Raw genomic sequence first — 14,020 nt, 5'->3', positions numbered from 1 at the left:
CGGGTAACCGCCGGGTCCTGCAAAACTCATCAAGGACGTCACAGCGTCCAGCGCTTGTGGCAGTGATCCGACGGCACCTCGGGTGCATCGGCAACCCATCCAAGATCACCGACACAAGGATGGTGCACCAGTGAGCGCTTGCGCGAAGAGGAGACAACGCAGATGACCGCACCCAACGAGGAACTGCTCGCCGATCTAGAGGAGGCGATGCGCGATGTCGTCGACCCCGAACTCGGCATCAACGTCGTCGATCTCGGGCTCGTGTACGGGCTCGGCGTCGAGAAGGGTGACGCCGGGGATGTGGCACTGATCGACATGACGTTGACCTCCGCGGCGTGCCCGCTGACCGACGTGATCGAGGATCAGTCGCGGACCGCGCTGGTGGGCGCCGGGCTCGTCTCGGAGATCAAGATCAACTGGGTGTGGAACCCACCGTGGGGTCCGGACAAGATCACCGAGGACGGTCGCGACCAGCTTCGCGCGCTCGGTTTCACCGTCTAGCGATCCGTGCCCGGTGAGCTCGCAGGCCAGGGCGTTCGTCTCGAGACCGGCTGTCGGCGATTTCCTGACCCACGGTGGGTGCCCGCGTCGCCCCGTGACCGGAGAAGCCGGAGGCGTTCGTTGCTCTGTCATGGCTCAGCGGCAGAATGATTTACCGTGAGGGCTCGTTCTTGCCCGTATGAACCGTATGAACCGTATGAACGAGAATGTGCACGGCCACTGCGACGCTCGATTCCGTAAGGTGGCTGATGCACTCGGCCAGGCGATCGAGAGCGGCGAGGAGGTCGGAGCGGCCATCGCGGTCGACATCGACGGCGAACTCGTCGTCGACATCTGGGGTGGGCATGCCGACGGGGCGCGCAGCCGCCCGTGGACTGCGGACACCATCGTCAACGTATGGTCCTCGACCAAGACCGTCACGGCCCTGGCCGGTCTCATGCTGATCGACCGCGGCTTGATCGAACCCGGTACGCCGGTCGCCCAGGTGTGGCCGGAGTTCGGCGCGAACGGCAAGGCCGGCATCGAGTTTCGGCATCTGCTCACGCATTCGTCGGGCGTGTCCGGCTGGGAGCGCACCGTCGTGTTGGAGGACATCCTCGATTGGGATAAATCGACGACGGCACTCGCCGCCCAGTCGCCGTGGTGGGAGCCGGGATCGGCGTCGGGGTACCACGCAACGAATTTCGGTCATCTGATCGGGGAGGTGCTCCGCCGGCTCACCGGCAAGACTCTGAAGCAATTCGTCGCCGAGGACATCGCCGGTCCCCTCGAGGCAGACTTCCAGATCGGGGCGCAGCCTCAGGACGCGGCGAGGATCGCCGAGATAGTCCCAGCCGACGACCCGTTCGCAGGTGTGCCACCGATGGAGCAGTGGCCTGAGCTGATGGTGAAGACGTTGGCCCCCTTGGCGCCCACCCCCACGGTGGCCAACACCGACGCGTGGCGCGCCGCCGATGTCGGCGGCGCGAACGGGCACGCGAACGCCAGGGCGCTGGCTCGAATACTCTCGGCGATCTCGTTGGGCGGCACCGTCGGGGGAGTGCAGCTGATCCGCCCGGATACGGTCGAGCGGATATTCCGGGAGCAGATCGCCGGACCCGATCTGATCCTGGCCGGTCTGCCGATCAGGTGGGGGCTCGGTTTCGCGCTGCCCGAGCCCACGACGTTCCCGTTCGTCCCGCAGGGCAAGATTTGCCACTGGGGCGGATGGGGTGGTTCGTGGCAGACCATGAACCCCGATCAACGCGCCACCGTTTCCTACGTCATGAACAAGATGGGCCCGGGTGTGGTGGGAAGCGACCGCACGCAGCGTTACCTTGGTCTGATCTACGACGCATTGTCCTGACCGTCGAGGCGAGTACGAGCTCCTCGGACGCGGCTGTCGTTCCGCTCGCGGTCGGGGTTTGCGCTGCGCCGACCGGGGAACAGACACCTTCGTCACAACGTTAGGACAGCTATGGCTACTCAAGACATCACCGCAGATCAGTTCAACGAGACGATCGCCGGCAACGAGATCGTGCTCGTCGATTTCTGGGCGTCGTGGTGCGGGCCGTGTAAGCAGTTCGCACCGACTTTCGCGGCCTCCTCCGAGAAGCATCCGGACGTCGTCCACGCCAAGGTCGACACCGAGGCCGAACAGCAGCTCGCCGCCGCGGCGGACATCCGTTCCATCCCGACGCTGATGGTGTTCAAGAAGGGCAAGCTGGTCTTCAACCAGGCCGGTGCTCTTCCGCCCGCCGCGCTCGAGGATCTAGTGCAGAAGGTCAAGGACTTCGACATCGACGCCGCGATGGCCGAGCAGGGGAACGCTCAGCCCGAGTGAGGTTGGGCACGCGATAGCGTGCTCTGCGTGACCGCTCAAGACTCGCACGTGCTCGTCGATCGCCCGCGTCCGCAGGTCGCGGTCGTGACGCTCAACCGCCCCGAGCGGATGAACTCCATGGCCTTCGACGTCATGGTGCCGCTGCGCGACGTGCTGCACGAGCTCACCTACGACAACGACGTCCGCGCGGTCGTGCTGACCGGTGCCGGTCGCGGATTCTCGTCGGGCGCCGACCACAAATCGGCGGGTTCGGTGCCGCACGTCGAGGGGCTGACCCGCCCGTCGTACGGCCTGCGGTCCATGGAGATCCTCGACGACGTCATCCTCGCGCTGCGCAAGATGCACCAGCCCGTGATCGCGGCGGTCAACGGCGCGGCCATCGGTGGCGGTCTGTGTCTGGCACTGGCCGCCGACATCCGGGTGGCGGCCTCGGGTGCCTACTTCCGGGCAGCCGGCATCAACAACGGCCTCACCGCCAGCGAACTGGGCCTGAGCTACCTTCTGCCGCGTGCCATCGGCTCGTCGCGCGCGTTCGAGATCATGCTGACCGGCCGTGACGTCGACGCCGACGAGGCGCAGCGCATCGGTCTGGTCTCACACACAGTCCCCGAGCGAGATCTGCTCGAGGTGTGCTGCGGGATGGCCGAGCGCATCGCGGGGTTCTCCCGCCCCGGGGTGGAGTTGACCAAGCGCACGCTGTGGAGCGGGCTGGATGCCACCAGCCTCGAGGGACACATGCAGGCCGAAGGCCTCGGTCAGCTCTACGTCCGCCTGCTCACTGCGAATTTCGAGGAGGCGGTCGCCGCGCGCGCCGAGCAACGGCCCGCGGTGTTCACCGACGACAAACCGTGAGCGTCGCCACGACCGCCGTTATCAGTTGGCGCGCGGCGCCGGCCTGCGACTAGCCTCGAAGCAGCCATTCCATTCGGCGGCCGGCTTTGCCACGCCCGAATCCGTCTTCACACCCCCGCAAGGAGCAGTGCCCGTGATCACCGCAACGGACCTCGAGGTCCGCGCCGGCGCGCGCACGCTGCTGTCCATCGAGGGGCCCGCGCTGCGCATACAGCCGGGCGACCGCATCGGGCTCGTCGGCCGCAACGGCGCGGGCAAGACCACCACCATGCGGATCCTCGCCGGCGAAGGCGAACCGTACGCCGGCAGCATCACCCGCACCGGTGAGGTCGGCTACCTGCCGCAGGACCCGCGCGAAGGTGACCTCGACATGATGGCGCGCGACCGGGTTCTGTCGGCTCGCGGGCTGGACACTCTGCTGTCCGACCTGGAGAAGCAGCAGACGATCATGGCCGAGGTCGCCGACGACGCGGCGCGGGACAAGGCGGTTCGTCGTTACGGCGAACTCGAGGAGCGCTTCTCCGCGCTCGGTGGATACGCCGCGGAAAGCGAGGCGGGTCGCATCTGCGCGAGCCTCGGTCTGCCCGAACGGATCCTGACCCAGGCGCTGCGCACCCTGTCCGGCGGTCAGCGACGGCGCGTCGAACTGGCCCGCATCCTGTTCGCGGCGTCCGATACGGGTTCAGGCTCGGACACGACCCTGCTGCTCGACGAGCCGACCAACCACCTCGACGCGGATTCGATCGGCTGGTTGCGAACGTTCCTGCAGAACCACTCCGGTGGACTCGTGGTGATCAGCCACGACGTGGACCTGCTCGCCGCGGTCGTGAACCGGGTGTGGTTCCTCGACGCGGTGCGCGGCGAGGCGGACGTCTACAACATGGGCTGGCAGAAGTATCTCGACGCCCGGGCCACCGACGAGCAGCGTAGGCGCCGGGAACGGGCGAATGCGGAGAAGAAAGCCTCCGCGCTGCGCACCCAGGCCGCGAAAATGGGCGCCAAGGCCACCAAAGCCGTTGCGGCACAAAATATGCTGCGGCGTGCCGAGCGCATGATCTCCGAGCTCGATGACGAGCGGGTGGCCGACAAGGTGGCCAAGATCAGGTTCCCTACGCCTGCGGTATGCGGTCGTACGCCGTTGGTGGCCAAGGGTCTCACCAAGACGTACGGCTCGCTGGAGATCTTCACAGGCGTCGACCTGGCGATCGACAAGGGTTCCCGCGTCGTTGTGCTCGGGCTCAACGGCGCGGGTAAGACCACGCTGTTGCGGATCCTGGCCGGGGTGGAAAAAGCCGACGCCGGTGCCATCGAACCGGGCCACGGCCTGAAGGTGGGCTACTTCGCGCAGGAGCATGACACCATCGACGGCAACGTCTCGGTGTGGGAGAACATCCGCCACGCCGCACCCGATACCGGCGAGCAGGATCTGCGCAGCCTGCTCGGGGCGTTCATGTTCACCGGCCCGCAGCTCGATCAGCCGGCGGGCACGCTGTCCGGCGGTGAGAAGACCCGCCTGGCGCTGGCCGGTTTGGTGGCCTCGACGGCGAACGTGCTGTTGCTCGACGAACCGACCAACAACCTCGACCCGGCGTCGCGCGAGCAGGTGCTCGACGCGCTGCGCAGCTATCAGGGCGCGGTCGTGCTGGTCACCCACGACCCCGGCGCCGCCGAGGCGCTCGACCCGCAGCGGGTGGTCCTGCTGCCTGACGCCACCGAGGACTACTGGTCGGACGACTACCGGGACCTCATCGAACTGGCCTGAGTCAAAGTCGCGCACCCTCGCGAGAGCCGCATTACGAACCGATTAACGAAATCTCTGGGCCGCCGGTTAGGCGTCCGACCGCTGGGTATTCCCTCCAGGCAGTCGGGGCATCAACAGCGGGGAGATGTCATGAAGAAGTCCAACAATAAGTCCCGGGAGGAACTGCTCAACGAGTTGCGGGCCGCGTACGAGGGGGGTGCGAGCATTCGTGCGTTGGTAGCGACGACCGGACGTTCGTACGGGTCGATCCACAGCATGTTGCGCGAATCAGGGACCACGATGCGGAGCCGGGGTGGGCCCAACCACCGTTCGCGTCGTTCCAGCGTCACCTGACGTCGGACCCTGCTGGCGCACCGACGCCTCGACCAGGTCGAGCACGGCGCCCAGCTTCTTGGGGTCATCGCCGGAGGCGAGCCGTGCCACGAGCCCGTCGAGAACCAGGTCGAGGTAGGTCTGGAGTACCTCGCTGGGGACGTCGTCTCGCAGTCGGCCGGCCTTCTTCTGTCTTCGCAGCCGTGCTGTGGTGGCGGCGGAGAGTTCGGCGGAGCGCTCCTCCCAGCCCTGGTGGAAGACAGGATCGTTGCGCAGTTTGCGCGCGATCTCCAACCGGGTGGCCAGCCAGTCGAACTGGTCCGGCGCGGCCAGTAGGTCGCGCATGACCTGGATCAGCCCCTCGCGGGAGGCGACGTCGGCCATCCGTTCGGCGTCCTCGCGCGCCAGCTCGAAGAACAGTGTGTCCTTGTCGCGGAAGTGGTGGAAGATGGCGCCGCGCGACAGCCCGATGGTGTGTTCGAGCCGTCGCACGGTCGCCTTGTCGTACCCGTACTCCGCGAAGCAGCGCCGGGCGCCGTCGAGGATCTGGCGGCGGCGTGCCGCCAGATGATCGTCGGTAACCCGCGGCATCGTCCGAGTCCTGCTACTTGGACTTCAGCATGTTGCGCAGCACGTACTGCAGGATGCCGCCGTTGCGGTAGTAGTCCGCCTCGCCGGGCGTGTCGATGCGCACCACCGCGTCGAACTCGACGGTCTCGCCGCCCTCCTTGCCGGCCTTGACGTGCACGGTCTTCGGGGTCTTGCCCTCGTTGAGCGCCTCGATTCCCGTGATGTCGAACGTCTCGGTGCCGTCGAGCTTGAGGCTCGCCGCGGATTCACCCTCGGGGAACTGCAGCGGGATGACGCCCATGCCGATGAGATTCGACCGGTGGATGCGCTCGAAAGACTCCGTGATCACGGCCCGCACGCCGAGCAGGCTCGTGCCCTTGGCCGCCCAGTCCCGCGACGAGCCGGACCCGTATTCCTTGCCGCCCAACACCACCAGCGGGGTGCCCTGTTCGGCGTAGTTCTGCGCGGCGTCGTAGATGAATGCCTGCTCGCCGCCGTTGGTGAAGTCCCGCGTGTACCCGCCCGAGACGTCGTCGAGCAGCTGGTTCTTGAGCCTGATGTTCGCGAACGTGCCGCGGATCATCACCTCGTGGTTGCCGCGACGCGAACCGTAGGAGTTGTAGTCCGCCTTGTCGACGCCGTGCTCGTCGAGGTACTGCGCGGCAGGCGTGCCCGCCTTGATGTTGCCGGCCGGCGAGATGTGGTCGGTGGTCACCGAGTCACCCAGTAGAGCGAGCACCCGAGCCCCGGTGATGTCGCTGACCGGTTGCGGCTCAGCGGGCATCCCGTCGAAGTACGGAGGCTTGCGCACGTACGTGGAATCCTCGGCCCACTCGAACGTGTCACCGCTCGGGGTGGGCAGGTTGCGCCAACGCTCGTCGCCCTTGAACACATCGGCGTAGTTCTTCACGAACATCTCGGTGTTGATCGCCGAGGCGATGGTGTCGTTGATGTCCTGCTGTGTCGGCCAGATGTCCTTGAGGAACACCTGATTGCCCTCGGTGTCGGTGCCGAGGCAGTCCGATTCGAAGTCGAAGTCCATGCTGCCGGCCAGTGCGTAGGCGATGACCAGCGGCGGCGACGCGAGGTAGTTCATCTTCACGTCGGGGTTGATGCGGCCCTCGAAGTTGCGGTTGCCCGACAGCACGGCCGTCACCGACAGGTCGTTGTCGTTGATGGCCTGGCTGACCTCGTCGGGCAGCGGCCCCGAGTTGCCGATGCAGGTGGTGCAGCCGTAGCCGACCAGGAAGAAGCCGAGCTTCTCAAGGTACGGCCACAGACCGGCCTTGTCGTAGTAGTCGGTGACGACCTGTGAGCCGGGGGCCATCGTCGTCTTGACCCACGGCTTGGTGGTCAGGCCCTTGTCGACGGCGTTCTTGGCCAGCAGCGCGGCGCCGATCATGACCTCGGGGTTGGAGGTGTTGGTGCAGGAGGTGATCGCGGCGATCACCACCGCGCCGTGGTCGATCACGAATTCACCACGCTCGTCGGATCTCACGGTGACCGGCTTGGTGGGCCGGCCTTCGGCGCCGTTGGCTGCGGACGGGCCGACGTCCACTGCGTCCTCTTCGGCGAACGAAAGCGATACCGGATCGCTGCCCGGGAACGTCTCCTCCACGGCCTCGTCGACGTTGGAATGCGCGGCGGAGTTGCCGTTCTCGACGTAGTTGTGGATGTCCTTGCGGAACGCCGACTTCGCGTCGTCGAGGGCGATGCGGTCCTGCGGGCGCTTCGGGCCTGCGATGGACGGCACCACGTCGGACAGGTCGAGCTCGATGTACTCGGAGAACTTCGGCTCGCGGCTCGGGTCGTGCCACATGCCCTGTTCCTTCGCGTAGGCCTCGACCAACGCCAACTGCTCGTCGCTGCGGCCCGTCATGCGCAGGTAGTCGATGGTCACGTCGTCGATCGGGAAGATCGCTGCGGTGGAACCGAATTCGGGGCTCATGTTGCCCAGCGTCGCGCGGTTGGCCAGCGGCACCTCGGCGACGCCTTCACCGTAGAACTCGACGAACTTGCCGACCACGCCGTGCTTGCGCAGCATCTCGGTGGCGGTCAGCACCACGTCGGTGGCCGTCACGCCGGGCCTGCGCTCACCGGAAAGCTTGAACCCGACGACGCGGGGGATGAGCATCGACACGGGCTGTCCGAGCATGGCGGCCTCGGCCTCGATGCCGCCGACGCCCCAGCCCAGTACGCCGAGGCCGTTCTCCATGGTGGTGTGGGAGTCGGTGCCCACACAGGTGTCGGGGTAGGCCACACCGTCGCGTTCCATCACGACGCTGGCCAGGTATTCGATGTTGACCTGGTGGACGATGCCGGTGCCCGGGGGGACGACCTTGAAGTCGTCGAAGGCGCCCTGGCCCCAACGCAGGAACTGGTAGCGCTCACCGTTGCGGTCGTATTCGATCTCCACGTTGCGCTCGAACGCGTTCGCGGTGCCGAACAGGTCGGCGATCACGGAGTGGTCGATGACGAGGTCCGCGGGCGCGAGCGGGTTGACCTTCTGCGGGTCACCACCGAGGTTACCGACCGCCTCGCGCATCGTCGCGAGGTCGACGATGCAGGGCACGCCGGTGAAGTCCTGCATGATCACGCGCGCGGGGGTGAACTGGATCTCGATGCTCGGATCGGCCTGGGGATCCCAGTTCGCGATGGCCTCGATGTGATCCTTGGTGATGTTCACACCGTCCTCGGTGCGCAGCAGGTTCTCGGCGAGAACCTTGAGGCTGTACGGCAGCTTCTCCGTGCCGGGAACGGCGTCGAGGCGGTAGATTTCGTACGATTTGTCCCCGACGCTCAGGGTGTCACTGGCTCCAAAAGAATCCTTGCTGCTCACATCAACTCCCGGTTGTTCTCGCCGCGACGGGCTGTGTCGGCGGCGTGCTGATTCTAACAGTACGCTTGTCCTGCAAACACCCCAGGGCGGTGTCGGATTTGTCGACCAGTCTTGTCGTCACGCCCGGGTGCTGCCACTCGGATACCCGCTCGCGCGGTACGGTGCTGTGCTGTGACTCAAGGCGGCCTCATGCCACATGTCATCCCGTTCCTGCCCGCGTTCATCCCGCCCGACGTCGACATGGACAAGGTGATCGCCGACGTCGGGGACGACGGCGTCAGTGCGCCGGGCGCCGACCAGGCGGCACTGCGCCAGGTGGTCTCCGAGGCCCGGGCCGACGGGATCGACCTCAAGATCGTCGTCATCGACGAGAACCCGCACATCGACACCCCGCTGCGCGATATCGCGACCGAGGTGGGTCACGCCTACCCGGGGTCCACGGTGCTGGCGCTGAGCCCGTCCTACGCCGGGACCTACAGCGCGGAGTTCGACCGCGTCACGCTGGAGGCCGGCCAGGACCTGGCCAAGACGGGTGATCCGGTGCAGTCGTCGAAGAATTTTGTCGACCAACTCACCACTCCGGACTTTCCCTGGACGGCATTGACGATTGTCCTCGTAATCGGTGTGGCCGCGGCGGCCGCGGCGACCCGCTGGTTACAGAATCGAGGCAAACGCGCGGCGGCCGCCGAGACCTCTGCCACCGACGCTGACGTGGGCTGACACCCACTGCCGCCATGGGGCGGAAATTCGAGGATCACCGTTCGATAACGGTTAATTCAATTACATTCGTGTAATTTGTTACTAAAGTTTCTTTAGCGTCGATAGTGACGTACGGTGCATTCGGTACCCAATGTTGTAGCTGTGCCTGATGTGACTTGTGTGCATCGGTGCCCCTCACGAACGTGCCGCCACGTTCGCGTCGACCCCTAGGAGACTTGAGTCGAATGAGACGCACCGCTCGCGCCTCCGCTTCCCGGCTTGCCGGCCGGATGTGTGCACTGCCCCTGACCGTCGGACTTCTGATGTCCACGGCGCTGTGGGGTGGTGCGGCGTCGGCGGACACCGAAAACGTCGCGACCCTCGTGGCCGCCGTGGCCAATGCCAACCAGAAGTTGCAGGACCTCGGCGCCGCCGTGCAGAGCACGCAGGAAGGCGTCAACAAGGCCATCCTCGACGTGCAGAACGCCCGCGACGCGGCCGCGACGGCCCAGCGTGACCTCGAGGCCAGCCAGCGGGGGATCGAAGACGCCACCATCGCAATCTCCGCGGCGCAGAAGCGGTTCGACACCTTCGCCGCCGCCACCTACGTCAGCGGCCCGTCGTCGTCGTACGTCACCGCCGGGGATCCCGCCGACGTCCTGCACACCGCGTCGACAGCCGAGACCCTCTCGCTCAGTTCGGCCCGCGTGATGGAGAACCTGCAGCGTGCGCGTACCGAGCAGGTCAACAAGGAGTCCGCGGCGCGACTGGCCAAGCAGAAGGCCGACCAGGCCGCCGCGGACGCCGAGGCCAGTCAACGCAATGCGGTTGCGGCGCTCACCGCAGCGCAGCAGAACTTCGGCGGCCAGCAGTCCGAGCTCAACCGTCTGACCGCTGAGCGCGCCGCAGCCCAGGCCCGCCTCGCCGAGGTCCGCAAGGCCTCCGCGACACTCGCACCCGCGGCGCCGCCCGCCGCCCCGCAGGCCAAAGCATCCGGCCCCGCGGCGAATTGGGACCGTGCAACCGGCGCTCCGGCACCGGCGGCCGCCAAATGGGACACCGCGTGGGATCCCACGCTGCCCGCGATCCCCAGCGCATTCGTCAGCGGTGACCCGATCGCGATCATCAACGCCGTCCTCGGAATCACCTCGACCTCAGCGCAGGTCACCTCGCAGTTGGGCCGCTCGTTCCTGCAGAAGATCGGCCTGCTGCCGACCCCGACCGGCTATACCAACGGGGCCATCCCGCGGGTCTACGGCCGCCAGGCCACCGAATACGTGATCCGCCGCGGAATGTCACAGATGGGCGTGCCGTACTCGTGGGGAGGCGGCAACGCGGCGGGCCCGGCCCGCGGCATCGATTCCGGCGCAGGGACCGTCGGCTTCGACTGCTCCGGCCTGATGCTGTACATGTTCGCCGGGGTCGGCATCAAACTCGACCACTACTCCGGCTCGCAGTACAACGCCGGCCGGAAGGTGCCCACCTCTCAGATGCGCCGCGGCGACATGATCTTCTACGGGCCCAACGCCAGCCAGCACGTCGCGATGTATCTCGGCGACGGTCAGATGCTCGAAGCCCCCTACACCGGGTCGGTGGTCAAGATCTCGCCGGTCCGCACCAGCGGTATGACCCCGTACGTCACCCGGCTGATTGAATGGTGAGATTGTTGGAGTTGTTGCGCCGCACAGTTTTTCACGGCGTCAAGTTGTTGGTGGTGGCGGCGGCCGCGGTCGCGATGCTGGTCGGTGTGACCGGCCCGGCGACGGCGGCGCCCGAGGACGGTCAGTGGGACCCCACCCTGCCCAAACTGCTCAGCGCCGGCGCGCCGGGCGATCCGCTGGCGATCGCCAACGCCTCGCTGGCGGCCACCGCCCAGGCCACCCAGGTGACCATGGACATGGGTCGAAAGTTCCTGTCGAGCATCGGTCTCGGCGGTGCCGCCCCGGCCGGTGTGGCCCCGGGTCGGGTGCGTGGCCCGCAGGCCATCGAGTACGTGATCCGGCGGGGTGGCTCCCAGATGGGCACGCCGTACTCGTGGGGCGGCGGTAAGCCGAACGGCCCGAGCCGCGGCATCGATTCGGGCGCCAACACCGTCGGCTACGACTGCTCGGGTTTCACCCAGTTCTCCTACGCCGGGGTCGGGGTGCTGATCCCGAAGTATTCGGGCGACCAGTACAACACCGGACGCAAGGTGCCGACCTCGCAGGCGAAACGGGGCGACCTGCTCTTCTGGGGTCCGGGCGGCAGCCAGCACGTGGCCATGTATCTCGGCGACGGGCGGATGCTCGAGGCGTCGGGCAGTGCGGGCAAGGTGACGATCAGCCCGGTGCGCCAATCCGGCCTGCAGCCGTACGTGGCCCGAATCATCGAATCCTGAGTTCAGCCTGAGGCGGAGCGGGCAACGTCGACGGATTCCGAAGTGCCTGGAATAGTTGACGGCGGGCGCCCTCGCGTCCATGGCACGACCAGCGAAAACAGTGGGAGGATCTCGATGACGTCACCGAGTGGGCCGCCGCAGGGCGCCGGAGGTTATTCCGGTCCGAACCCCGCGCAGGGTTATCCCGCCGGTTCCCACGCCGCGCCGCAGGGCCCGGGCTCCGCGCAGAACAACGGTGGCCTGCAGGCTGAGGTGCACACGCTGGAGCGCGCGATCTTCGAGGTCAAGCGGATCATCGTCGGTCAGGACCGGTTGGTCGAGCGGATGCTCGTCGGCCTGCTCGCCAAGGGCCACGTGCTGCTCGAAGGTGTGCCGGGTGTCGCCAAGACGCTCGCGGTGGAGACCTTCGCCAAGGTCGTCGGCGGCACGTTCGCGCGCATCCAGTTCACGCCCGACCTGGTGCCCACCGACATCGTCGGTACCCGCATCTTCCGGCAGGGCAAGGAGGAGTTCGACATCGAACTCGGTCCGGTGGTGGTGAACTTCCTGCTGGCCGACGAGATCAACCGTGCCCCGGCGAAGGTGCAGTCCGCCCTGCTCGAGGTCATGGCCGAACGGAAGATCTCCATCGGCGGCAAGACCTTCCCGCTGCCCCAGCCCTTCCTCGTCATGGCGACCCAGAACCCGATCGAGCAGGAGGGCGTCTACGCGCTGCCCGAAGCCCAGCGCGACCGCTTCCTGTTCAAGCTCAACATCGACTACCCGACGCCGGAGGAAGAGCGCGAGATCATCTACCGGATGGGTGTGAAGCCGCCGGAGCCGAAGCAGATCCTCGCCCCCGGTGACCTGCTGCGCCTGCAGGACGTCGCCGCCAACAACTTCGTGCACCACGCGCTGGTCGACTACGTGGTGCGCATCGTCACCGCGACCCGCGAGCCGGAGAAGTTCGGGATGCCCGACGCCAAGTCGTGGATCGCCTACGGCGCCTCACCGCGCGCGTCGCTGGGCATCATCGCCGCCTCACGCGCGCTGGCGTTGGTGCGCGGTCGCGACTACGTCATCCCGCAGGACGTCGTCGAGGTGATCCCCGACGTGCTGCGCCACCGGTTGGTGCTGACCTACGACGCGCTGGCCGACGAGGTCTCCTCCGAGACGGTGATCAACCGGATCATGCAGACCGTCGCGCTGCCGCAGGTCAATGCCATTCCGCAACAAGGGCCTTCGGCACAGCCCGCAGTCCCGGCCGGGGCGGGTGTGGCGGGCGGTCGGTGACCGACGGCAAAGGCCGGTCGGTAGACCTGCCGTCACTGGAACGCGGCGAGATCCGCGATCCGGCGCTGTCGGCCGCGCTGCGCAAACTCGAGCTGACGGTGCGCCGCAAGCTCGACGGGGTGCTGCACGGCGACCACCTCGGCCTCATCCCCGGCCCCGGATCCGAACCGGGGGAGTCGCGCATCTACCAGCCCGGCGACGACGTGCGCCGGATGGACTGGTCGGTCACCGCACGCACCACGGTTCCGCACGTGCGGACGATGATCGCCGACCGCGAGCTCGAGACCTGGCTCGTGGTCGACATGTCGGCCAGCCTGGACTTCGGCACTGCGGGGTGCGAGAAGCGCGACCTCGCCGTGGCGGCGGCAGCGGCGATCACGTTCCTCAACAGCGGTGGCGGCAACCGGCTGGGCGCGGTGATCTCCAACGGCGAGACCATGCGGCGCGTGCCCGCGCTGTCGGGCCGCATGCACGAGCAGGAACTCCTGCGCACCATCGCCACCACGCCGCGGGCGCCTGCGGGCGTGCGGGGCAACCTCGCCGAGGCGATCGACGCGTTGCGCCGGCCCGAGCGCAGGCGGGGCATGGTGGTCGTCATCAGTGACTTCCTCGGACCGATCAACTGGATGCGCCCGCTGCGCGCGATCGCCGGGCGCCACGAGGTGCTGGGCATCGAGGTGCTCGATCCGCGCGACGTGGAGCTACCCGAGGTCGGCGACGTCATCCTGCAGGACGCCGAGACCGGCGTGACGCGGGAATTCACCATCGACCACCAACTGCGTGAGGACTTCGAGCGGGCGGCCGCCGAGCACCGGGCCGAGGTGGCCCGCACGCTGCGGCGCTGCGACGCCCCGCTGCTGAGCCTGCGGACCGACCGGGACTGGATCGCCGACGTGGTCAGGTTCGTGGCGAGCCGACGGCGCGGGGCCATGGCCGGCCGATGAGCGCTTGCGCGAAGAGGAAACGATCCCGATGAGCGCTTGCGCGAAGAGGAAACGATCCCGGTAGCCGGAA

The 14,020-nt window shown here is 67.3% G+C and carries 13 protein-coding genes; 11 read left to right on the top strand and 2 right to left on the bottom strand.

All coding sequences use genetic code 11. The features are described from left to right. Positions 1 to 162: 162 nt before the first annotated feature. The 6 genes from I7X18_RS15585 to I7X18_RS29650 all read left to right on the top strand — a co-directional run bounded on the left by I7X18_RS15585 (position 163) and on the right by I7X18_RS29650 (position 5,270). On the top strand, positions 163 to 501 hold the full coding sequence (locus I7X18_RS15585) for a metal-sulfur cluster assembly factor (protein WP_193048648.1): 339 nt from the start codon (positions 163 to 165) through the stop codon (positions 499 to 501). Between the two features lie 196 nt (positions 502 to 697). Then, positions 698 to 1,846: a serine hydrolase domain-containing protein gene (locus I7X18_RS15580; RefSeq protein ID WP_193048649.1), complete on the top strand. Its 1,149-nt coding sequence runs from the start codon at positions 698 to 700 to the stop codon at positions 1,844 to 1,846. A gap of 111 nt (positions 1,847 to 1,957) precedes the next feature. Continuing rightward, complete coding sequence (gene trxA, locus I7X18_RS15575; protein ID WP_193048650.1) at positions 1,958 to 2,323, top strand: thioredoxin; 366 nt, start codon at positions 1,958 to 1,960, stop codon at positions 2,321 to 2,323. An 18-nt stretch (positions 2,324 to 2,341) separates the two neighbouring features. Beyond that, the gene (locus tag I7X18_RS15570) at positions 2,342 to 3,175 is read left to right on the top strand and encodes an enoyl-CoA hydratase (RefSeq protein ID WP_193048651.1); all 834 of its coding nucleotides are present in this window, start codon (positions 2,342 to 2,344) and stop codon (positions 3,173 to 3,175) included. 133 nt (positions 3,176 to 3,308) lie between these two features. Continuing rightward, positions 3,309 to 4,937, top strand: coding sequence for an ABC-F family ATP-binding cassette domain-containing protein (locus I7X18_RS15565; protein WP_193048652.1), 1,629 nt, complete (start codon positions 3,309 to 3,311; stop codon positions 4,935 to 4,937). Positions 4,938 to 5,066: 129 nt separating this feature from the next. Continuing rightward, complete coding sequence (locus tag I7X18_RS29650; protein WP_226864526.1) at positions 5,067 to 5,270, top strand: helix-turn-helix domain-containing protein; 204 nt, start codon at positions 5,067 to 5,069, stop codon at positions 5,268 to 5,270. Here the strand turns inward: I7X18_RS29650 and I7X18_RS15560 are convergent. Further along, positions 5,205 to 5,840 (bottom strand): TetR/AcrR family transcriptional regulator, encoded by a 636-nt coding sequence (locus I7X18_RS15560; RefSeq protein ID WP_193048653.1) that lies wholly within the window; start codon positions 5,838 to 5,840, stop codon positions 5,205 to 5,207. The genes I7X18_RS29650 and I7X18_RS15560 overlap by 66 nt on opposite strands. A gap of 13 nt (positions 5,841 to 5,853) precedes the next feature. Continuing rightward, positions 5,854 to 8,658, bottom strand: coding sequence for an aconitate hydratase (locus I7X18_RS15555; protein ID WP_193048654.1), 2,805 nt, complete (start codon positions 8,656 to 8,658; stop codon positions 5,854 to 5,856). Between the two features lie 189 nt (positions 8,659 to 8,847). Between I7X18_RS15555 and I7X18_RS15550 the strand changes: the two genes are divergently transcribed. From I7X18_RS15550 to I7X18_RS15530, 5 genes are all read left to right on the top strand, one after another. After that, on the top strand, positions 8,848 to 9,378 hold the full coding sequence (locus I7X18_RS15550; RefSeq protein WP_193048655.1) for an Rv1476 family membrane protein: 531 nt from the start codon (positions 8,848 to 8,850) through the stop codon (positions 9,376 to 9,378). 224 nt (positions 9,379 to 9,602) lie between these two features. Next, positions 9,603 to 11,018 carry an NlpC/P60 family peptidoglycan endopeptidase RipA gene (gene ripA / locus I7X18_RS15545; RefSeq protein ID WP_193048656.1) on the top strand — a complete coding sequence of 472 codons (1,416 nt, stop codon included), beginning with the start codon at positions 9,603 to 9,605 and terminating at the stop codon, positions 11,016 to 11,018. After that, positions 11,012 to 11,734 carry an NlpC/P60 family peptidoglycan endopeptidase RipB gene (gene ripB, locus I7X18_RS15540; RefSeq protein ID WP_193048657.1) on the top strand — a complete coding sequence of 241 codons (723 nt, stop codon included), beginning with the start codon at positions 11,012 to 11,014 and terminating at the stop codon, positions 11,732 to 11,734. The genes ripA and ripB overlap by 7 nt, the downstream gene beginning before the upstream one ends. Before the next feature lie 114 nt (positions 11,735 to 11,848). After that, positions 11,849 to 13,006: a chaperone MoxR1 gene (moxR1, locus tag I7X18_RS15535; protein WP_193048658.1), complete on the top strand. Its 1,158-nt coding sequence runs from the start codon at positions 11,849 to 11,851 to the stop codon at positions 13,004 to 13,006. Continuing rightward, entirely contained in the window at positions 13,003 to 13,950 is a 948-nt protein-coding gene (locus I7X18_RS15530) for a DUF58 domain-containing protein (RefSeq protein WP_193048659.1), read from the top strand. Before moxR1 ends, I7X18_RS15530 begins: the two co-directional genes overlap by 4 nt. Positions 13,951 to 14,020 lie beyond the last annotated feature (70 nt).

The organism is Mycolicibacterium baixiangningiae (genome assembly GCF_016313185.1).
In the GTDB taxonomy this organism is placed as follows: domain Bacteria; phylum Actinomycetota; class Actinomycetes; order Mycobacteriales; family Mycobacteriaceae; genus Mycobacterium; species Mycobacterium baixiangningiae.
This window is presented reverse-complemented; position numbering and strand designations above follow the sequence as displayed.